The 16,592-nt window shown below is 64.9% G+C and carries 13 protein-coding genes; 6 read left to right on the forward strand and 7 right to left on the reverse strand.

Annotation, left to right across the window (positions count from 1 at the left end; genetic code table 11):
- Positions 1-14: 14 nt before the first annotated feature.
- The 5 genes from Q7C30_RS00625 to Q7C30_RS00645 form a co-directional block, all read right to left on the reverse strand.
- Positions 15-1,496, reverse strand: coding sequence for an aldehyde dehydrogenase (locus tag Q7C30_RS00625; protein WP_317870265.1), 1,482 nt, complete (start codon positions 1,494-1,496; stop codon positions 15-17).
- The gene (locus Q7C30_RS00630) at positions 1,493-2,326 is read right to left on the reverse strand and encodes an alpha/beta fold hydrolase (RefSeq protein WP_039576986.1); all 834 of its coding nucleotides are present in this window, start codon (positions 2,324-2,326) and stop codon (positions 1,493-1,495) included. The genes Q7C30_RS00625 and Q7C30_RS00630 overlap by 4 nt, the downstream gene beginning before the upstream one ends.
- 59 nt (positions 2,327-2,385) lie before the next feature.
- Positions 2,386-2,982 carry an amino acid synthesis family protein gene (locus Q7C30_RS00635; protein ID WP_029613156.1) on the reverse strand — a complete coding sequence of 199 codons (597 nt, stop codon included), beginning with the start codon at positions 2,980-2,982 and terminating at the stop codon, positions 2,386-2,388.
- Between the two features lie 146 nt (positions 2,983-3,128).
- Positions 3,129-4,172: an LLM class flavin-dependent oxidoreductase gene (locus Q7C30_RS00640; protein ID WP_029613157.1), complete on the reverse strand. Its 1,044-nt coding sequence runs from the start codon at positions 4,170-4,172 to the stop codon at positions 3,129-3,131.
- Between the two features lie 112 nt (positions 4,173-4,284).
- Positions 4,285-4,770, reverse strand: a complete 486-nt coding sequence (locus tag Q7C30_RS00645) for a flavin reductase family protein (protein WP_317870269.1) — start codon at positions 4,768-4,770, stop codon at positions 4,285-4,287.
- 317 nt (positions 4,771-5,087) lie between these two features.
- Here Q7C30_RS00645 and Q7C30_RS00650 point away from each other — a divergent pair, with 317 nt between their 5' ends.
- Positions 5,088-6,491 (forward strand): cytosine permease, encoded by a 1,404-nt coding sequence (locus tag Q7C30_RS00650; RefSeq protein ID WP_029613158.1) that lies wholly within the window; start codon positions 5,088-5,090, stop codon positions 6,489-6,491.
- A 38-nt stretch (positions 6,492-6,529) separates the two neighbouring features.
- Here the strand turns inward: Q7C30_RS00650 and Q7C30_RS00655 are convergent, their stop codons facing one another.
- On the reverse strand, positions 6,530-8,155 hold the full coding sequence (locus tag Q7C30_RS00655; RefSeq protein WP_317870270.1) for a methyl-accepting chemotaxis protein: 1,626 nt from the start codon (positions 8,153-8,155) through the stop codon (positions 6,530-6,532).
- Between the two features lie 395 nt (positions 8,156-8,550).
- Here Q7C30_RS00655 and Q7C30_RS00660 point away from each other — a divergent pair, with 395 nt between their 5' ends.
- The gene (locus tag Q7C30_RS00660) at positions 8,551-9,756 is read left to right on the forward strand and encodes an MFS transporter (RefSeq protein WP_317870272.1); all 1,206 of its coding nucleotides are present in this window, start codon (positions 8,551-8,553) and stop codon (positions 9,754-9,756) included.
- Between the two features lie 25 nt (positions 9,757-9,781).
- Here Q7C30_RS00660 and Q7C30_RS00665 read toward each other — a convergent pair whose 3' ends face one another.
- Positions 9,782-10,447, reverse strand: coding sequence for an HAD-IA family hydrolase (locus Q7C30_RS00665; protein ID WP_295487652.1), 666 nt, complete (start codon positions 10,445-10,447; stop codon positions 9,782-9,784).
- Positions 10,448-10,541: 94 nt separating this feature from the next.
- Between Q7C30_RS00665 and lexA the strand changes: the two genes are divergently transcribed.
- From lexA to Q7C30_RS00685, 4 genes are read left to right on the forward strand one after another with little or no spacing between them, the layout of a single operon-like run.
- Positions 10,542-11,159, forward strand: coding sequence for a transcriptional repressor LexA (lexA, locus tag Q7C30_RS00670; protein ID WP_317870274.1), 618 nt, complete (start codon positions 10,542-10,544; stop codon positions 11,157-11,159).
- Positions 11,159-11,779 (forward strand): translesion DNA synthesis-associated protein ImuA, encoded by a 621-nt coding sequence (gene imuA / locus Q7C30_RS00675; protein ID WP_116887992.1) that lies wholly within the window; start codon positions 11,159-11,161, stop codon positions 11,777-11,779. The genes lexA and imuA overlap by 1 nt, the downstream gene beginning before the upstream one ends.
- 6 nt (positions 11,780-11,785) lie before the next feature.
- Complete coding sequence (locus Q7C30_RS00680; protein ID WP_039577007.1) at positions 11,786-13,204, forward strand: DNA polymerase Y family protein; 1,419 nt, start codon at positions 11,786-11,788, stop codon at positions 13,202-13,204.
- Positions 13,180-16,281, forward strand: coding sequence for an error-prone DNA polymerase (locus Q7C30_RS00685; RefSeq protein WP_317870275.1), 3,102 nt, complete (start codon positions 13,180-13,182; stop codon positions 16,279-16,281). Before Q7C30_RS00680 ends, Q7C30_RS00685 begins: the two co-directional genes overlap by 25 nt.
- Positions 16,282-16,592 lie beyond the last annotated feature (311 nt).

Consider the following 16,592-nt stretch of genomic DNA (forward strand, 5'->3'; position numbering starts at 1 on the left):
CTCGTGCTACCTCTTCAACGCATCACAAACGGATCGGGCATCGGCGCGGTGGACAAGTTGATCCACACGGTCTTCAGCTCGGTATAGGCGAGCACCGAATCGATGCCGCTCTCACGGCCGTAGCCGCTGTTCTTGAAACCGCCGATCGGCGCCATGGCCGAAACGGCGCGATAGGTGTTGACCCAGATGATGCCCGAGCGCACGTCGCGCGCCAGGCGATGGGCTCGGCCCAGGTCGCGGGTCCAGATGCCGGCGGCCAGGCCGAACTGCGAGTCGTTGGCCATGGCCAGGGCCTGTTCCTCGGTCTTGAAGCGGATCACTGCCGCGACCGGGCCAAACACTTCCTCTTGCATGATGGTCATCGAGTGGCTGTCGCATTCGAACAGGGTCGGTTCGTAGAACCAGCCGTCGCCCTCGACCTCGGCGCGCTTGCCGCCCAGGCGCAGCTTGGCGCCTTCGGCCTGGGCCGCAGCCACCAGGCCTTCCACCACCGCCAGTTGCTGGGCCGTGGCCATGGGGCCCATTTCGCTGGCCTCGTCCTGCGGGTTGCCGATACGAATACGCTTGGCGCGCTCGATCAGGCGTGCGACGAACTCATCGAAGATCTCGTCCTGCACCAGCAGGCGCGAACCGGCCACGCAGCTTTGCCCGGAGGCGGCGTAGATACCTGCGACCGCGCCATTGATGGCACTGTCCAGATCGGCGTCGGCGAAGATGATGTTGGGCGACTTGCCGCCTAGTTCCAGCGACAGCTTGGCGAAGTTTTCGGCACTGCTGCGCACCACATGGCGGGCCGTGGCGGCGCCGCCAGTGAAGGCGATCTTGCGCACCAGCGGGTGACGGGTGAGGGCGGCACCGGTACTGGGGCCGTAGCCCGTCACCACGTTGACCACGCCCGCAGGGAAGCCTGCCTCGAGGGCCAGGCGGGCCAGTTCGAGAAGGGTCGCCGAGGCGTGCTCGGACGGCTTGAGGACGATGGTGTTACCGGCGGCCAGTGCCGGGGCCAGCTTGATCGCGGTCAAGTACAACGGGCTGTTCCACGGGATGATGCCCGCTACCACGCCGATCGGCTCGTGCACGGTGTAGGCGAACAGGTCGGGCTTGTCCAGCGGCAGGGTGCCGCCTTCGAGCTTGTCGGCCAGACCGGCGGTGTAGTGGAAGAACTCCGGCAGGTAGCCGACCTGGCCGCGGGTCTCGCGGATCAGCTTGCCGTTGTCACGGCTTTCCAGTTGCGCCAGGTGTTCCTTGTTCTCGGCGATCAGGTCGCCGAGGCGGCGCAGCAACTTGCCGCGCGCAGTGGCGGTGAGGCTGCGCCAGGCTGGGTTGTCGAAGGCGCGTTGGGCGGCCTGCACGGCCAGTTCGACGTCCTGCGCGTCGGCATCGGGCAATTGCGCCCAAGCCTGGGCGGTGGACGGATCGAGGCTGTCGAAGGTCTTGCCGCTCTGGGCATCGCGCCACTGGCCGTCGATGCACATCTGGAAACGAACGAGGGTCATGCAACTATCCCCTTGGCGGATTCGGTGAGGGTGCGCGCTTCGCGCAGGAAGTCCAGCAGCATGCGGTTGACGTCACGTGGGGCTTCCACCGGCATCATATGCCGTTGCTCGGCCAGCACCACGCTGCGGGCGCCGGGAATGCGCGCGGCGAGCTGGCGGGTCATGGCCGGGGTGGAACCGGTGTCGAGCTCGCCGGTGGCGATCAGCGTCGGCACCTGGATGCTGCCCAGGTCGGCTTCGCGGTACATGTCCTGTGTGGCGAACAGCGAATAGGTGGTGTGGTAGCCCTGCGGGTCGTTGCCGGCCAGCACCTGACGGATGGCCGCGACCTGGGCCGGATTGGCGGCCTTGTATTCACGGCTGAACCAGCGCTCCAGCGCCGCATCGACGTTGGCGTCCGGGCCCAGTTCGGCGGCCTGGGCGGCGCGGGCGATGACCCCGGCGCTTTGCTCGGGGCTGCGGTTGAACACGCTGTTGAGCACCACCAGCGCCGACAGCCGCTGCGGATAGTGCAGGGCGAAGGCGCGAGCGATCAGCCCGCCCATGGAGAAGCCGATCACGGTGGCCTGGGCGATCTGCAGATGATCGAGCAACTCGACCAGTTGCGCGGCGTAGCCTTGCAGGTCGGTATCGACAGCGGGGCGAGCGCTCTGGCCATGGCCGAGCATGTCGTAGGCGATGACCCGGTAATCGGCGGCCAGGCCGACGAATTGTCCGCCCCACATTTCCTTGTTCAGGCCCACGCCGTGGATCAGCACCACGGGTTGGCCCTGGCCGAGGCTCAGGTAGCTGGTCCCGGCCGGTGTACGTTCAGCGACAGGCTGAATCATGGGTGGTGCTCCTTGGAGGCCGCAGCGTCGACGCGTCGCTGCGGCCGGTGTGCATGTTGTTATTGGGCGCTGGCTTTCTCGGCCGCCAGTTCTTCCAGGTCGATGTAGCGGTTACCGATGCGCGGATGCAGGCGGCCGCCGTCGGCTGCGCCCAGGACCACGACGATCTCGTCGGCGCGCGGGGCGTCTTCGATCTGCATTTCCAGGGTGATGTAGTGCGAACGCAGGCCCTCGTCGTCCTTTTGCATCATCGGGATCTGGATCGAAGTGCCAGGGCCGCCGCGCTTGTTTGTGAAGCTCAGGTAGCTCTTGGCCTGCACGGCCTCGCGGTAGTGATTGCCGAAACGCAGGGTGTGGATCACCGCCGAGGCGTGCTCGATCTCGCCGTCGGCACCCACTACCGCTGCCTTGCCGTAGGCTTCGATCTTGTCCGCGCCGCCGATGGCTGCCGTGAGGCGCTCGACCATGAGGGCGCCGAGCTCGGAGCAGTTGGCACGGATTTCTGGCTTGAGGTCTTCAACGAAACCGCGACCGGCCCATGGGTTCTTGATCACCACGGCCAGGCCGACCATGGTCACTGGCTTGTCGGTGGCCTTGCCGCCTTCGATGCGGGTTTCTTCGGAGTAGGTGACGATCTTGCGGATTTCGAAACTCATGGGGGGCTCCTGGTGAGGAAAGACAGTGATTAACCAGTTTTGTCTTATGGTATACCATAATACCAATTATGGAAGTGCCAAGTGGCGAGCTTCAAGCGGCAAGTCAACGCAGGCTGCGATCAACCTGCCGCTTGTGACGGCCTGTCTCAGGCAAAGGCCGGGACCACTTCCTTGATGAACAGCTCCAGCGACTTGCGCTTTTCTTCGTGCGGCAGGCTGTTGTCGCACCAGAAGCTGAACTCATCGACACCTAACGCCTGGTAGTAGCGGATGCGCGCGATGATTTCTTCGGGGGTGCCGATCATGGTGTTCTTGCGGATGTTGTCCAGCGCGAACGCCGGCACTTCGGCGAACTTGGACTCCGGGCTCGGCTCCAGGAAACCATCGACCGGCGTGGTCTTGTTGCCGAACCAGGCGTCGAAGGTGCGGTAGAAGCGCGAGATGGCCTGGGCGCCGACTTTCCAGCCGTCCGGGTCGGCCGGGCTGTGCACGTGGGTGTGGCGCAGCACCATCAGTTGCGGGCGTGGCACCTCGGGGTTGTTATCCAGAGCGGCCTGGAACTTGTTTTTCAGGTCCAGCACTTCCTCGTCGCCCTTCATCAATGGGGTGACCATGACGTTGCAGCCATGCTTGACCGCGAAGTTGTGCGAGTCCGGGTCGCGCGCAGCGATCCACATCGGCGGCATGCCCGCCTGTACCGGCTTGGGCACGCTGGTCGAGGTGGGGAAGTTGTACACTTCGCCTTGGTGGGCGTAGTCGCCCTGCCACAGCGCGCGCACCGCCGGGACCATTTCGCGCAGGGCCTTGCCGCCGTCGGTGGCGGGCATACCGCCGGCCATGCGGTCGAACTCGAACTGGTAGGCGCCGCGGGCCAGGCCCACTTCCATGCGGCCGTTGCTGATGACATCGAGCAGGGCGCATTCGCCTGCCACGCGGATCGGGTTCCAGAACGGCGCGATGATGGTGCCGGCGCCCAGGCGAATGGTTTCGGTGCGGGCGGCCAGGTAGGCCAGCAGCGGCATTGGGCTTGGCGAGATGGTGTATTCCATGGCGTGGTGTTCGCCGATCCAGACCGTGCTGAATCCGCCGCGCTCGGCCATCAGGGTCAGTTCGGTCAGGTCCTCGAACAACTGGCGGTGGCTGACCTGGTCATCCCAACGTTCCATGTGCACGAACAGCGAAAATTTCATGGGGTTTTTCCTCGGAGCGAGTGGTGGTCGCCTGGCGGGGCAGGGGGCGGATGACATCGGCTCGGGCCGTGTGCTCAGGTCAGACCCCTGCCGCTCGCTCAGGCAGGTGGTGTCAGGCGAGCGCGGGCAGGCTGGCCATCTTGCCGCGGCAATAGATCATCGGGCTGGGGGCCTCGTCGGGGACGATCAGGTTGTGCACCTTGCCCACCATGATGGCGTGATCGCCGCCTTCGTATTCGCGCCACAGCTCGCACTCGATGATCGCCGTGGCACCGGTCAGCAGGGGATTGCCCAAGGCGCTCAGGGTCCACTCGATGCCGTTGGCCTTGTCCTTGCCCTTTTTCGCGAACGCATAGGCTTCGGCCTGCTGATCGCCGGAGAGCAGATGAATGGCGAAGCGCTTCTGCTTGATCAGCACGGGGTAGGAGTCGGAGCTGTAGTTGGGGCAGAACAGCACCAACGGCGGTTCCATCGACAGGGAGGAAAAAGCGCTGGCAGTGAGGCCGACGACCGAGCCGTCGTCGTCCAGGGTGGTGATGACGGTGACGCCGGAGGGGAAGGAGCCCAGGACGTGCTTATAGAGGGTTGCGTCGATCATGGCGTTACCTCGATGGGGCGTGCGGTGGTCCGCGGTTTTTATCGTTGATGTGTCTGATGGTATACCGTAATACCTATATTGCAAGCGAATTTTTCCGCGACCCAGGGGCGGCGATGAACGGTGCAAAGCCCGTAATCACTGGTCTGCTGGGCTAGGCGACTGCCCTGGCGTGAGGCGCTAAACGGATCAGGTGCGCCGAAAAAGTGCGGAGCAGTGTTGTCAAAAGTTTGGAATACCATAATATGGTCTTCAGCTGAGAGGCCGCCCAGAGCGGTTTCCATACAACGATAAAAATGATCCTTTCGAGCTGAAATCCTATGTCCCAACCGTCGTCGCAACACCAGTTTGTCGAGAATCATACGGTCGATCATGTTCCCCCCTCCGAGCGCCACGGGAAGGCGCGCGACCTGTTCACCCTCTGGTTCAGCACCAACATCGCCCCCCTGCCGATCGTCACCGGCGCGATGGTGATCCAGGTGTTTCACCTGAACCTGATGTGGGGTCTGGTCGCCATCGTGATGGGGCATCTGCTGGGCGGTATCGTCATCGCCCTGGCCTCTGCGCAGGGACCGCAGCTGGGCATTCCGCAGATGGTGCAGAGCCGCGGTCAGTTCGGGCGCTACGGCGCGTTGCTGATCGTGTTCTTCACCGCGTTGATCTACGTCGGCTTCTTCATTTCCAATATCGTCCTGGCGGGCAAATCGATCCATGGCATCGCCCCGAGCGTGCCGATGCCGAGCGCGATCGTGATCGGCGCCCTGAGCGCTACGGCCATCGGGGTGATCGGCTATCGCTTCATCCATAGCCTGAACCGCATCGGCACCTGGGTGATGGGTTCGGCGCTGCTGGCCGGCTTCATCATGATGTTCGCCCAGGACCTGCCGGCCGACTTCTACAGCCGCGGCGCCTTCAACCTGTCGGGCTTCATCGCCACCGTGTCGTTGGGCACCATCTGGCAGATCAGCTTCTCGCCCTACACCTCGGACTACTCGCGCTATCTGCCCAAGGAAATCGGCATCGCCAAGCCATTCTGGGCGACCTACTTCGGCGCCACCCTAGGCACTATCCTGTGCTTCAGCTTTGGCGCGGTGGCGGTGTTGTGCGTGCCCGAAGGCACCGATGCCATGGAGGCGGTGAAGCAGGCCACCGGCTGGCTCGGACCGATTCTGATGGTGCTGTTCCTGCTCAACATCGTCAGTCACAACGCGCTGAATCTGTACGGGGCGGTGCTGTCGATCGTCACCGCGATCCAGACGTTCGCCGCTCGGTGGACGCCGAGCGTGCGCGTGCGGGTGGTGCTGGCTTCGCTGATTCTGCTGGGCTGTGCGCTGGTGGCACTCAACGCCTCGGCCGGCTTCATCGGTCAGTTCATCGGCCTGATCCTGGCACTGCTGCTGGTGCTGGTGCCCTGGGCGTCGATCAACCTGGTGGACTTCTACCTGATCAAGAAGGGCGTGTACGACATCGCCTCGTTCTTCCGCGCAGATGGCGGCATCTATGGACGCTTCAACCATCACGCCATCGTCGCCTACGTGTGCGGGATTCTGGTGCAGTTGCCGTTCGCCAATACCGCGCTGTATGTGGGGCCCTACTCGAATCTTGTCGAAGGTGCGGACTTGTCGTGGTTGTTCGGTCTGCTGGTGACCGTGCCGCTTTACTACTGCCTGGCCACGCGCGGGCAGCCGGTGAAGGCGGGGAGGGTGGTGCGGGTAAATGAATGAAGCGCTAGGGGCCGCAGGGCGGCCCCGGTCTCTCTGAATCAGACTTTGAACTGCGCCACCATCCCATTCAACTCCACCGCCAGGCGCGATAGGTCCTGCGCCGCCGCGCTGGTCTGGTTGGCTCCCGCCGAGGTCTGCATCGCCAGGTCACGGATGTTGACCAGATTACGGTCCACTTCGCGCGCCACCTGCGCTTGCTGTTCCGAAGCACTGGCGATCACCAGATTGCGCTGGTTGATCGCCGCGATGGCCTCGGCGATCAACTCCAGCGCTTGGCCAGCGGCCTGGGCCACTTCCAAGGTGCCGCTGGCACGCCCCTGACTGCTGTGCATCGAACCGACGGCGCGCTCGGTGCCGGTCTGGATACCGCCGATCATCTGTTCGATTTCCGCCGTGGACTGCTGCGTGCGGTGCGCCAGTGCCCGCACCTCGTCAGCCACCACGGCGAAGCCGCGTCCGGCTTCGCCCGCGCGCGCCGCTTCGATGGCCGCGTTGAGTGCCAGCAGGTTGGTCTGCCCGGCAATCGAGCCGATCACATCGAGCACGCGGCTGATCTCATTGGCGCTGGTGGCCAGCGCTTCGATCTCGCTGGAGGTGCCGGTAACGTCTTCGACCAGATGCTGGATCGAGCTCAAGGCCTGGTTGACCTGATCGCGGCCGTCGCGGGTGGTCTGGTCGGCGCCTTTGGACGCATCGGCCGTGCTGACCGCGTTGTTCGCCACTTCTTCTACCGCCGCCGTCATCTGGTTGACGGCAGTGGCTGCCTGATCGATCTCGGCACTCTGCTGATGCAGGCCGCGGCTGGTGTCTTCGGTGACCGTGTGCAGCTCTTCGGAAGCCGAAGCCAGTTGGTCGGAGGACGCTGCGATCTGCCGGATAGTGTCGCGCAGGTTCTGCTGCATGCGGCTCAGGGCGCGCAGCAGCAAGGCCGGCTCGTCACGGCCGACGATGTGAATCTCTTGGGTGAGGTCACCGGTGGCCACGCGTTCGGCTACCCGCACGGCCTCGCCCAAAGGCAGCACGATACTGCGGGTCAGCAACACGGCGATGGCGGCCAGGGCGATGAGAATGGTGACCAGCGCGGCGACGATCAGCAGGAAGGCTTCGTCATAGGTGTCGCTGCTCAGTTGGGAGGCTTTGTCCGCGCCGTTGGTGTTGTACTGCATCAACTCGCCCAGGGCTTTCATCATGGTGTCGGCATATTCGGCGAGCGGGCCGTTGACCAGGCGCTGGGCCTGGGCGATATCGCCATTGGCGGCAGCCTCGCGGATGGACTTCTGCAGGCCGTGGTAGCGCTCGGACAAGCGGGTGAAGGTGTTGAACAGGGCGCGGTCGTCCTGTTCCTCGATGGTGGCCTCGTAGGTCTTGATGCCTTCGGCAAGCTCGTTGTTGATGTCGCCGATGCGGCTGAGCGTGGCCTGGCGTGCGGCGGGGTCTGCTTCGATCACGCTGCGCAAGGTGAGTGCGCGGGCCCGGCCCAGGCTGGTGCCGACCTCATTGAGGGCGATGATCGCCGGCATCCAGGTCACGCGGATTTCGTCGGTGGCGCCGTCCATGCGCCGGGTTTCGTACAGGGCGACCAGGCCCATGATCAGCACCAGCACCCCCAGCAATGCGAAGACACACGCCGCCCTGATTCCGATCTTCATATTCCTTAACTGCATCTCGCTACTCCTTGGGATGTGGCAGGCAGGCCCTCGGTGGCCGGCGTGTCGCGGCATCTAGGCAACACATCTGGCGCCGGGTGACCTGCGGCAAAGTATGCTTTCGTCACCATGTGTAAGATTTTTGACGTCAATGATGCCATGTCGCCATGATCTGTGACCACTTGTTCGATGTAACAACGTTTACAAACTGATACGTCATTTTTTGACGAATCTGTCAGGTTTGATCTGTTAAGTGACCGCTTTGCGGTGTTCTAAAGCCGGTTTTGCGTCTGTGATCCGCCGCGACCCTGGGTCGCAGTCAGCTACTTCGCGCATCTCGCGTCCTCATGGTTTCCTCCGCGCTGCGTAGCCGCTAAGGTGCGCGGCATACTCCGCCCGGTATCAACCTGACCATGACAAGTCCTCGTACCTTGACTTCACCCGCCGCAGCGTCGATCAGCCGAGGTCTGGTGATACTGCTCGCGTTCTGTTGCGGCGCCATCGTCGCCAACCTGTACTACGCGCAGCCCATCGTCGGCCTGATCGCGCCGGACCTGGGGCTGTCCACCGAACGCGCCAGCCTGATCGTGTCGCTCACCCAGATCGGCTATGCCCTGGGCCTGCTGTTGCTGGTACCGCTGGCCGACCTGCTGGAGAACCGCCGGCTGATGATCGCCACGGCTGTTCTGGCGTGCGTCAGCCTGTTGCTGGCCGGCAGCAGTGGGCAGGGGCAGGGCCATCTGTTCCTGGCCTACGCCTTGCTGATCGGCTTCAGTTCGGTGTCGGTGCAGATGCTCATTCCGCTGGCGGCCCACCTGACACCGGAGCAGCAACGCGGGCGTGTGGTGGGCAACATCATGGGCGGTCTGCTGCTGGGGATTCTGCTGGCGCGTCCGCTATCGAGCCTGATCGCCGACCATTTCGGCTGGCGTGCCGTCTTCATCGCGGCCGCGGGGCTGATGGCGGCGATGGTGCTGTTGCTGGCACTGACCTTGCCGCGTCGGGTGCCTGAGCACAGGGCCAGTTATGCGGCGCTCATGGCCTCGTTGGTCGGGCTGTTGCGGCGCCACCGGCCGTTGCGACAGCGCGCGTTGTATCAGGCGCTGATGTTCGGTGGGTTCTGCCTGTACTGGACTGCCGTACCCCTGGCGCTGACGCAGGAGCACGGTTTGTCGCAGAGCCAGATCGCCGTATTCGCCCTGATCGGCGCGGTGGGCGCGATCGCCGCACCGATTGCCGGGCGCATGGCCGACGCGGGCCATGCGCGCCTGGGCACCCTGTTGGCCCTGACGCTGGCACCGCTGTCGCTGCTGTTCGGGCTGACAGCGCCGGGGGCGGGTGTGGTAGGCCTGGCGCTGACCGGTGTGCTGCTGGACTTTGCCGTGCAGATGAACATGGTGATCGGTCAACGCGAGGTGTATGCACTGGATCCGGCCAGCCGTGGACGGCTCAATGCCCTGTACATGACCAGTATCTTCATTGGCGGCGCCCTCGGCTCGGCGGTGGCCAGCGCCGTTTACGCCGGGTACGGCTGGACGGGCGTGGTGCTGGTGGGCGCGGCGTTGCCGGCAATGGGGCTGTTGGTCTTCCTGATACAGGGGCGACGCGCTCGGGGTTGAGCGCTGCGCCCCTGGCATTGGTGCATCAGGCGTTGGCTTGCATGGACTCGATCAGTGTCCATAGGCGCGGGTCCTGGTAATCGTCGATCACCAGTCCTGCCCCCGCCTGCAGCAGGCGCTCGGCCGGCTGGGTGGTGGCCAGGGCCACGGTGAAGATGCCGGCATCGACCGCTGCTTTCACGCCCGGCAGCGAATCCTCGAAGGCCAGCGCCTGCTCGGCCTTGGCGTTCAGGCGTTGCAGGCCAGTGAGATAGGGCAGGGGATCGGGCTTGGGCCGCGCCAGCTCGTCAGCCACCAGCACATGCTCGAAGCGTTCGATCAGCCCCAGGGCCTGAAGCATGTGTTCGGCATTCAGGCGTGGCGCATTGGTGACTACGCACATGCCCAGGCCTTGCTGCTCGGCGTGGGCCAGGAGGCGCAGCAGACCGGGCAGGGGTTCGAGGCGGGGCGACAGCTCGCGGAACAGTGCCTCCTTGCGTTCGGCCAAGGCCTGGCATTGGGCGGCATCGGCCTGAGGGAACAGTTCCTTGAACAGCAGGCCGTTGGAGCGACCGCTGACCTGTTCGTTGAACTGTGCCTGGGTCAATTCGCGACCGTCGTGATCGTGCAGCAGCTTGCGAAAGGCCTGCAGATGCAGGGTATCGGTATCGGTAAGGGTCCCGTCGAGGTCGAACAGCAGGGCGGTCAGCATCGGGCTTCCTGTCAGGTGAAGAAACAATTCAGCGGCCACTATAACCAATGTGGCGACGAAGGGGGCTGTTCAGTGTTTTGCGAAAAGAGTACAAATGTGCTCCATGAATACGCTCACTCCCAAACGCCGCGCCATCCTCGACTTCATCCGTGAACGCATCGCCGAGCACGGTCAGCCACCGAGTCTGGCCGATATCGCCCAGCGCTTCGGCTTCGCTTCGCGCAGTGTGGCCCGCAAGCACATCAGCGCCTTGCATCAGGCGGGGTTCATCGAGGTCACGCCCAACCAGGCGCGAGGCATTCGCCTGGCCCAAACCGCGCGCCGTCCGCAGGTATTGGAATTGCCGGTGCTCGGTCGGGTGGCCGCCGGTGCGCCGATCGGGCCGGACCTGGACATCCACGAGCAACTGCTGATCGACCCCAGCCTGTTTCGGCGCACACCGGACTACCTGCTGAAGGTGCGCGGCGACTCGATGATCGGCGACGGCATACTCGATGGCGACCTGGTGGGCATCCTGCAGCAGGCCGAGGCCCGCGACGGGCAGATCGTCGTTGCCCGGCTCGACGGCGAGGTCACCATCAAGCGGCTGGAGCGGGTCAGCGGTGGGTATCGGCTGCTGCCGCGCAACCCGGCCTATGCTGCTATCGAGGTCGGCCCCGAGCACGACTTCTGCATCGAAGGGGTGTTCTGTGGCCTGGTGAGGCGTGACTGATGGGCGCGGTGGTCGATCTCGACGGGCTGCTCGACCAGCGTCGTGTCTGGCGCGGGCGACAGGCTCAGCCCCGCGCCTTGGGCCTGCAGCCTACCGGTCATGCCGACCTGGATGCACGCTTGCCCGAAGGCGGCTGGCCACCGGCGGCGCTCAGTGAACTGCTGCTGGCCAGCCCGGGCTGCGGCGAGCTGCACTTGCTGTGGCCCACGCTGGCGCGCCTGAGCGGTGAGGGCGGGCGGGTGCTGCTGGTGGCGCCGCCGTTCATTCCCTATGCCCCGGCCTGGCAGGCCGCCGGGGTCGACCTGCGCTGGCTGGCGCAGGTCGAGGCCAAACCGGACGAAGCGCTCTGGGCTGCCGAGCAATGCCTGCGTTCGGGCAGTTGTGCGGCGGTGCTGTGCTGGCCGGAGCGGGTCGACGATCGCGCCTTGCGTCGCTTGCAGGTGGCTGCCGAAACCGGTGAGGCGCTGGCGTTCGCCTGTCGCCCGCAACAGGCGGCACACAACCCGTCGCCTGCGGCCCTACGCATCGCCATCGATACCCGCCCGGCGCAGTGGCGGGTGCTCAAGTGCCGCGGTGGCCTGGTGCCGGCGGCCCCCATCAGCACTGCCGGGCGAGGTTGATGCACCATGCTCTGGGCTTGCATCCTGCTGCCGCAACTGGCGCTGGACACCGTCCTGCGCGGGCGCGACGACGCCGATGCGCCGCTGGTGCTGTTGGCCGGTCCCGCGCAGCGTCGGGTGTTGCAAGCGGTCAATGGCGCCGCCGCAGCGCTGGGGCTGCGTGCGGGCCAGACGCTGACCGCCGCCCGCGCCTTGGCCGAAGGATTCACCTGTGTCGAGGTGGAACCGGCGCGCATCGAGCAGGTGCAGCAACTGCTGGCAGCCTGGGCCTACCGCTTCAGCGCCCAGGTCAGCCTGCACTACCCACGCGCACTGCTGCTGGAAGTGGGCTCGAGCCTGCAATTGTTCGGCCCCTGGTCACGTTTCGAGGCGCGCCTGCGCGAAGAGCTGCAGGCGTTGGGCCTGCGCCATCGCATCGTGCTGGCGAGCAATCCAGTGGCCGCTCGCATGCTGGCAAACGGTCACGATGGCCTCGCGCTGACCTGCCCCGAGCAGACCCGCGCCGCGCTGGCGAACATGCCGCTGGACCGCGTCGGTTTGCCGACCGAGGCTGCCCAGGCGTTGTCCCGCATGGGCCTGCATCGACTCGCGCAGGTGCAGGCTTTGCCTCGCGATGCCGTGGCCCGACGCTTCGCCGCCAGTGTGCAGTTGCACCTGGATCACCTGTTCGGCCTGCGTGCCCTTGGCCTGGATTTCTATCAGCCGCCTGATCGCTTCGAGTCACGGTTGGAATTGAATTTCGATGTCGAGTCGCATCAGGCGTTGCTGTTTCCGTTGCGCCGTCTGCTCAACGACCTGGCAGCCTTTCTCGCCGGACGTGACTGTGGCGTGCAGCGCTTCGAGCTGCACCTGGAGCATGTCGAAGGTCCGGACACCGTACTCAAGGTTGGCCTGCTGGCTGCCGAGCGGGAGCCTGCGATGTTGTTCGAGCTGGCGCGTGGTCGCCTCGAGCCCTTGCGTATTGCCGCCCCAGTGCGCACCTTGCGCTTGCTGGCCGAGGACCTGCCAGCGTTCGTGCCTCAGCACCGAGCGTTGTTCGACCCGCGTGCGCAGCAGGCCCAGCCCTGGGAGCAATTGCGCGAGCGTCTGCGCGCCCGCTTGGGCGACGAGGCGGTCAAGAGCCTGTGCGCCGCTGCCGATCATCGTCCGGAACACGCTTGGCAGACAGCGGAGCAGGGCGCGGCGAGCGGCCTTGTGGTCATCCCTGGCAGCCGTCCTGGCTGGCTGCTGAGCCAGGCTCAAGCCTTGCCCGAATCGGGTGTGCACTGGTTGGGCAAGGCTGAACGCATCGAGTCGGGCTGGTGGGACGGTGGCGACGTGCGCCGCGACTACTACCGCATCGAAACCCGCGACGGCTTGCGCGGCTGGGCCTATCGCGATCTCGCGCAGCCTGGACCCTTGTGGCTGCAGGGCTGGTTCGCATGACGCCGCCCGAATACGCCGAGCTGCACTGCCTGTCGAACTTCAGCTTCCAGCGCGGCGCCTCAAGTGCCGACGAGCTGTTTCGTCGGGCAGGTGAGCAGGGTTACCAGGCCCTGGCGATCACCGACGAATGCACCTTGGCCGGTATCGTCAGGGCCTGGCAGGCGGCCCGCGAGCACGGCGTGCGGCTGATCGTCGGTAGCGAAGTGCGGATGCACGACGGGCCATGCCTGGTGCTGCTGGTCGAAAACCTCGAGGGCTACCAGAATCTCTGTGCGCTGATCACCCGTGCGCGGCGCCGGGCTGAAAAGGGCGAGTATCGATTGCTTGCCGAGGACTTGGAGCATTGCACCCAAGGTCTGCTGGCGCTGTGGGTTGCCGATTCACTCGCCGATCATGCCGATGCCGATTGGTTGCAGCGCCTGTTTCCCGAGCGCTTGTGGCTGGCGCTGCACCTGCACCGTGGCCCCGACGACGATCAGCGCCTGCGAGCAGTCCACCTTCTCGCGCAGCAATTGCAATTACCGCTCGTGGCTTGCGGCGATGTGCACATGCATGTGCGCGGTCGCCGGGCCCTGCAGGACTGCATGACCGCCATCCGCCAGCACTGCAAGGTGGCTGAGGCAGGCCGCTATCTGTACCCCAACGGCGAGCGACATTTACGCAGCCGCGATCAACTCGCTCAGCTGTATCCCGCGCCACTGTTGGCCGAGACCCTGGTCATCGCCGAGCGTTGCCGGTTCGACCTGAGCGAGCTCAAATATCAGTACCCGCGCGAGTTGGTGCCAGACACCCATACCCCCGCCACCTGGTTACGTCACCTGTGCCTGCAGGGCGTACCGGATCGCTGGCCAAATGGCGCCGACGACGAGGTTCATCAGGCGTTGCAACGCGAATTGGCCTTGATCGAAGAACTGGGCTACGAAAGCTACTTCCTGACGGTGCATGACATCGTCGCCTTCGCTCGACGCCAAGGCATTCTCTGCCAGGGCCGGGGCTCTGCCGCCAACTCAGTGGTGTGCTTCGTGCTGGGCATCACCGAGCTGGACCCCACCCGCCATCACCTGCTGTTCGAGCGTTTTCTATCACGCGAACGCAATGAGCCGCCGGACATCGACGTGGACTTCGAGCACGACCGGCGTGAAGAGGTCATCCAGTACGTGTTTCGCCGGTATGGTCGTCATCGCGCAGCACTGACGGCGGTGGTCAGTACCTACCATGCTGCCGGTGCGGTACGCGATGTGGCCCGGGTGCTGGGCTTGCCGGCCGACCAGATCGATGCCCTGGCCCAGTGCTGCGGACGCTGGAGCGACCGCATACCCGACGCCCAACGCCTGAGCGAGGCCGGCTTCGAGGCGCAGAGCCCGTGGTTGCGGCGCATTCTGGTGTTGGCAGGCGAATTGATAGGCTTCCCCCGGCACCTGTCGCAGCACCCCGGCGGCTTCGTCATCTCCGAGCAACCGCTGGATCGCCTGGTGCCGGTGGAGAACGCGGCGATGCCCGAACGCACGGTGATCCAGTGGGACAAGGACGACCTGGACATGGTCGGCTTGCTCAAGGTCGATGTGCTCGCCTTGGGCATGCTCAGCGCTTTGCGTCGCTGCTTCGACCTGCTCAGGCAGCACCGGGGTCGTGATCTGACCCTGGCCACCATCCCCCAGGAAGACCCGGCCACCTATGCGATGATCAGCCGCGCCGAGACCATGGGCGTGTTCCAGATCGAGTCGCGGGCGCAGATGGCCATGCTGCCACGGCTGCAGCCACGCACCTTCTATGACCTGGTGATCGAGGTGGCCATCGTGCGGCCTGGGCCGATCCAGGGCGACATGGTGCACCCGTACTTGCGTCGTCGCATGGGCGATGAGCCTGTCAGTTACCCGTCGCAGAAACTCGAAGCGGTGTTCGAACGCACCCTGGGTGTGCCTTTGTTCCAAGAGCAGGTGATGGAGCTGGCGATGGTCGCGGCCGACTACAGCCCAGGCGAGGCCGACCAATTGCGTCGCAGCATGGCGGCATGGAAGCGACACGGTGGGCTGGAGCCACATCGTGTGCGGCTGCTCGAGGGCATGCAGCGCAACGGATACGAAGCAGCCTTCGCCGAACGCATCTTCGAGCAGATCAAGGGCTTCGGCAGTTATGGGTTTCCCGAATCCCATGCGGCCAGCTTCGCCTTGTTGTGCTACGCCAGCAGTTGGCTGAAGTGCCATGAGCCGGCGATCTTCACCTGTGCGTTGGTCAATAGCTGGCCCATGGGCTTCTACAGTCCCGACCAGTTGTTGCAGAACGCGCGTCGGCAGGGCATTGAGGTGCGTGCGGTGGATGTGTTCCACAGTGCATGGGACTGTACGTTGGAATTGAGGGAAGACGGCGACTTGGCGATCCGTCTGGGGTTGCGGCAGATCCGCGGCTTCAGTGAGGAGGATGCGCGGCGTCTGGAGCAGGCGCGGGCGCAGCGTGCCTGGCGTGATGTCGAGGATCTGTGTGTGCGTGCCGCCCTGGACAGCCGCGCCCGCGCGCGTCTTGCCGATGCTGGAGCCCTGAGGGCGCTGGCTGCGGACCGGCACCAGGCGCGTTGGAAGGTGGCTGCGGTGCAGGCGCAGTTGCCCTTGTTCGCAGGGCTCGAACCTGTGGCGGAAGCGGCGGTGTCATTGCCGGTGCCGACGGTGGCTGAAGAGGTGTTTGCCGACTATGCCTCGTTGGGTACGACGCTTGGACCTCATCCGTTGGTTCTGTTACGGCGGCGTTTGCGGGGGTTGGGGTGCCGCAGTCTGATGGAGCTCGAGGCGTTGGGGCATGGGGATGCGGTTGCCGTGGCTGGGATCGTGGTGGGGCGGCAGCGACCGCAGACTGCCAGCGGGGTGACCTTTGTGACGCTTGAGGATGAGCATGGGTTGCTGAATGTGGTGGTGTGGCGGGAGTTGGCGGAGCGGCAGCGGGGGGTGTTGGTGGGGGCTCGGTTGTTGAAGGTCAGGGGGAGGTTGGAACGGGAGAAAGGGGTGCTGCATCTTGTTGCTCGGCGGCTTGAAGATGTCAGTGGGTTGTTGGAGGGGCTTGAGGTTAGGAGCCGGGATTTTCATTGATTCTTTTGGGGAGGGGACGGGTGGTTTGGGGGCTTATCCGGTGGCTTTGTTGAGGCTGAGTCACCTTTTCGCCCTTACGGCGACCCTCTTTTTTTCTTGGAAAAAAGAGGGGCAAAAACCGCTTGCTCCCGCATACGGCCCCTTCGCTGCGCTGCGGGGTTCCCTCGCGCCGGTGGCATTCCGGGGGTACCGCGCTTAGGGGCCATCCATGGCCCCAAGCGCTTGACGGGCATCCATGCCCGTCAACCCCCTCCATGCCACCTCTGCTCGGCCTCCTGAGGTCGCGATGGGCGGCGTCTGAACTGGCGCGC

The organism is Pseudomonas sp. RAC1 (genome assembly GCF_030658255.1).
GTDB lineage: Bacteria > Pseudomonadota > Gammaproteobacteria > Pseudomonadales > Pseudomonadaceae > Aquipseudomonas > Aquipseudomonas boreofloridensis.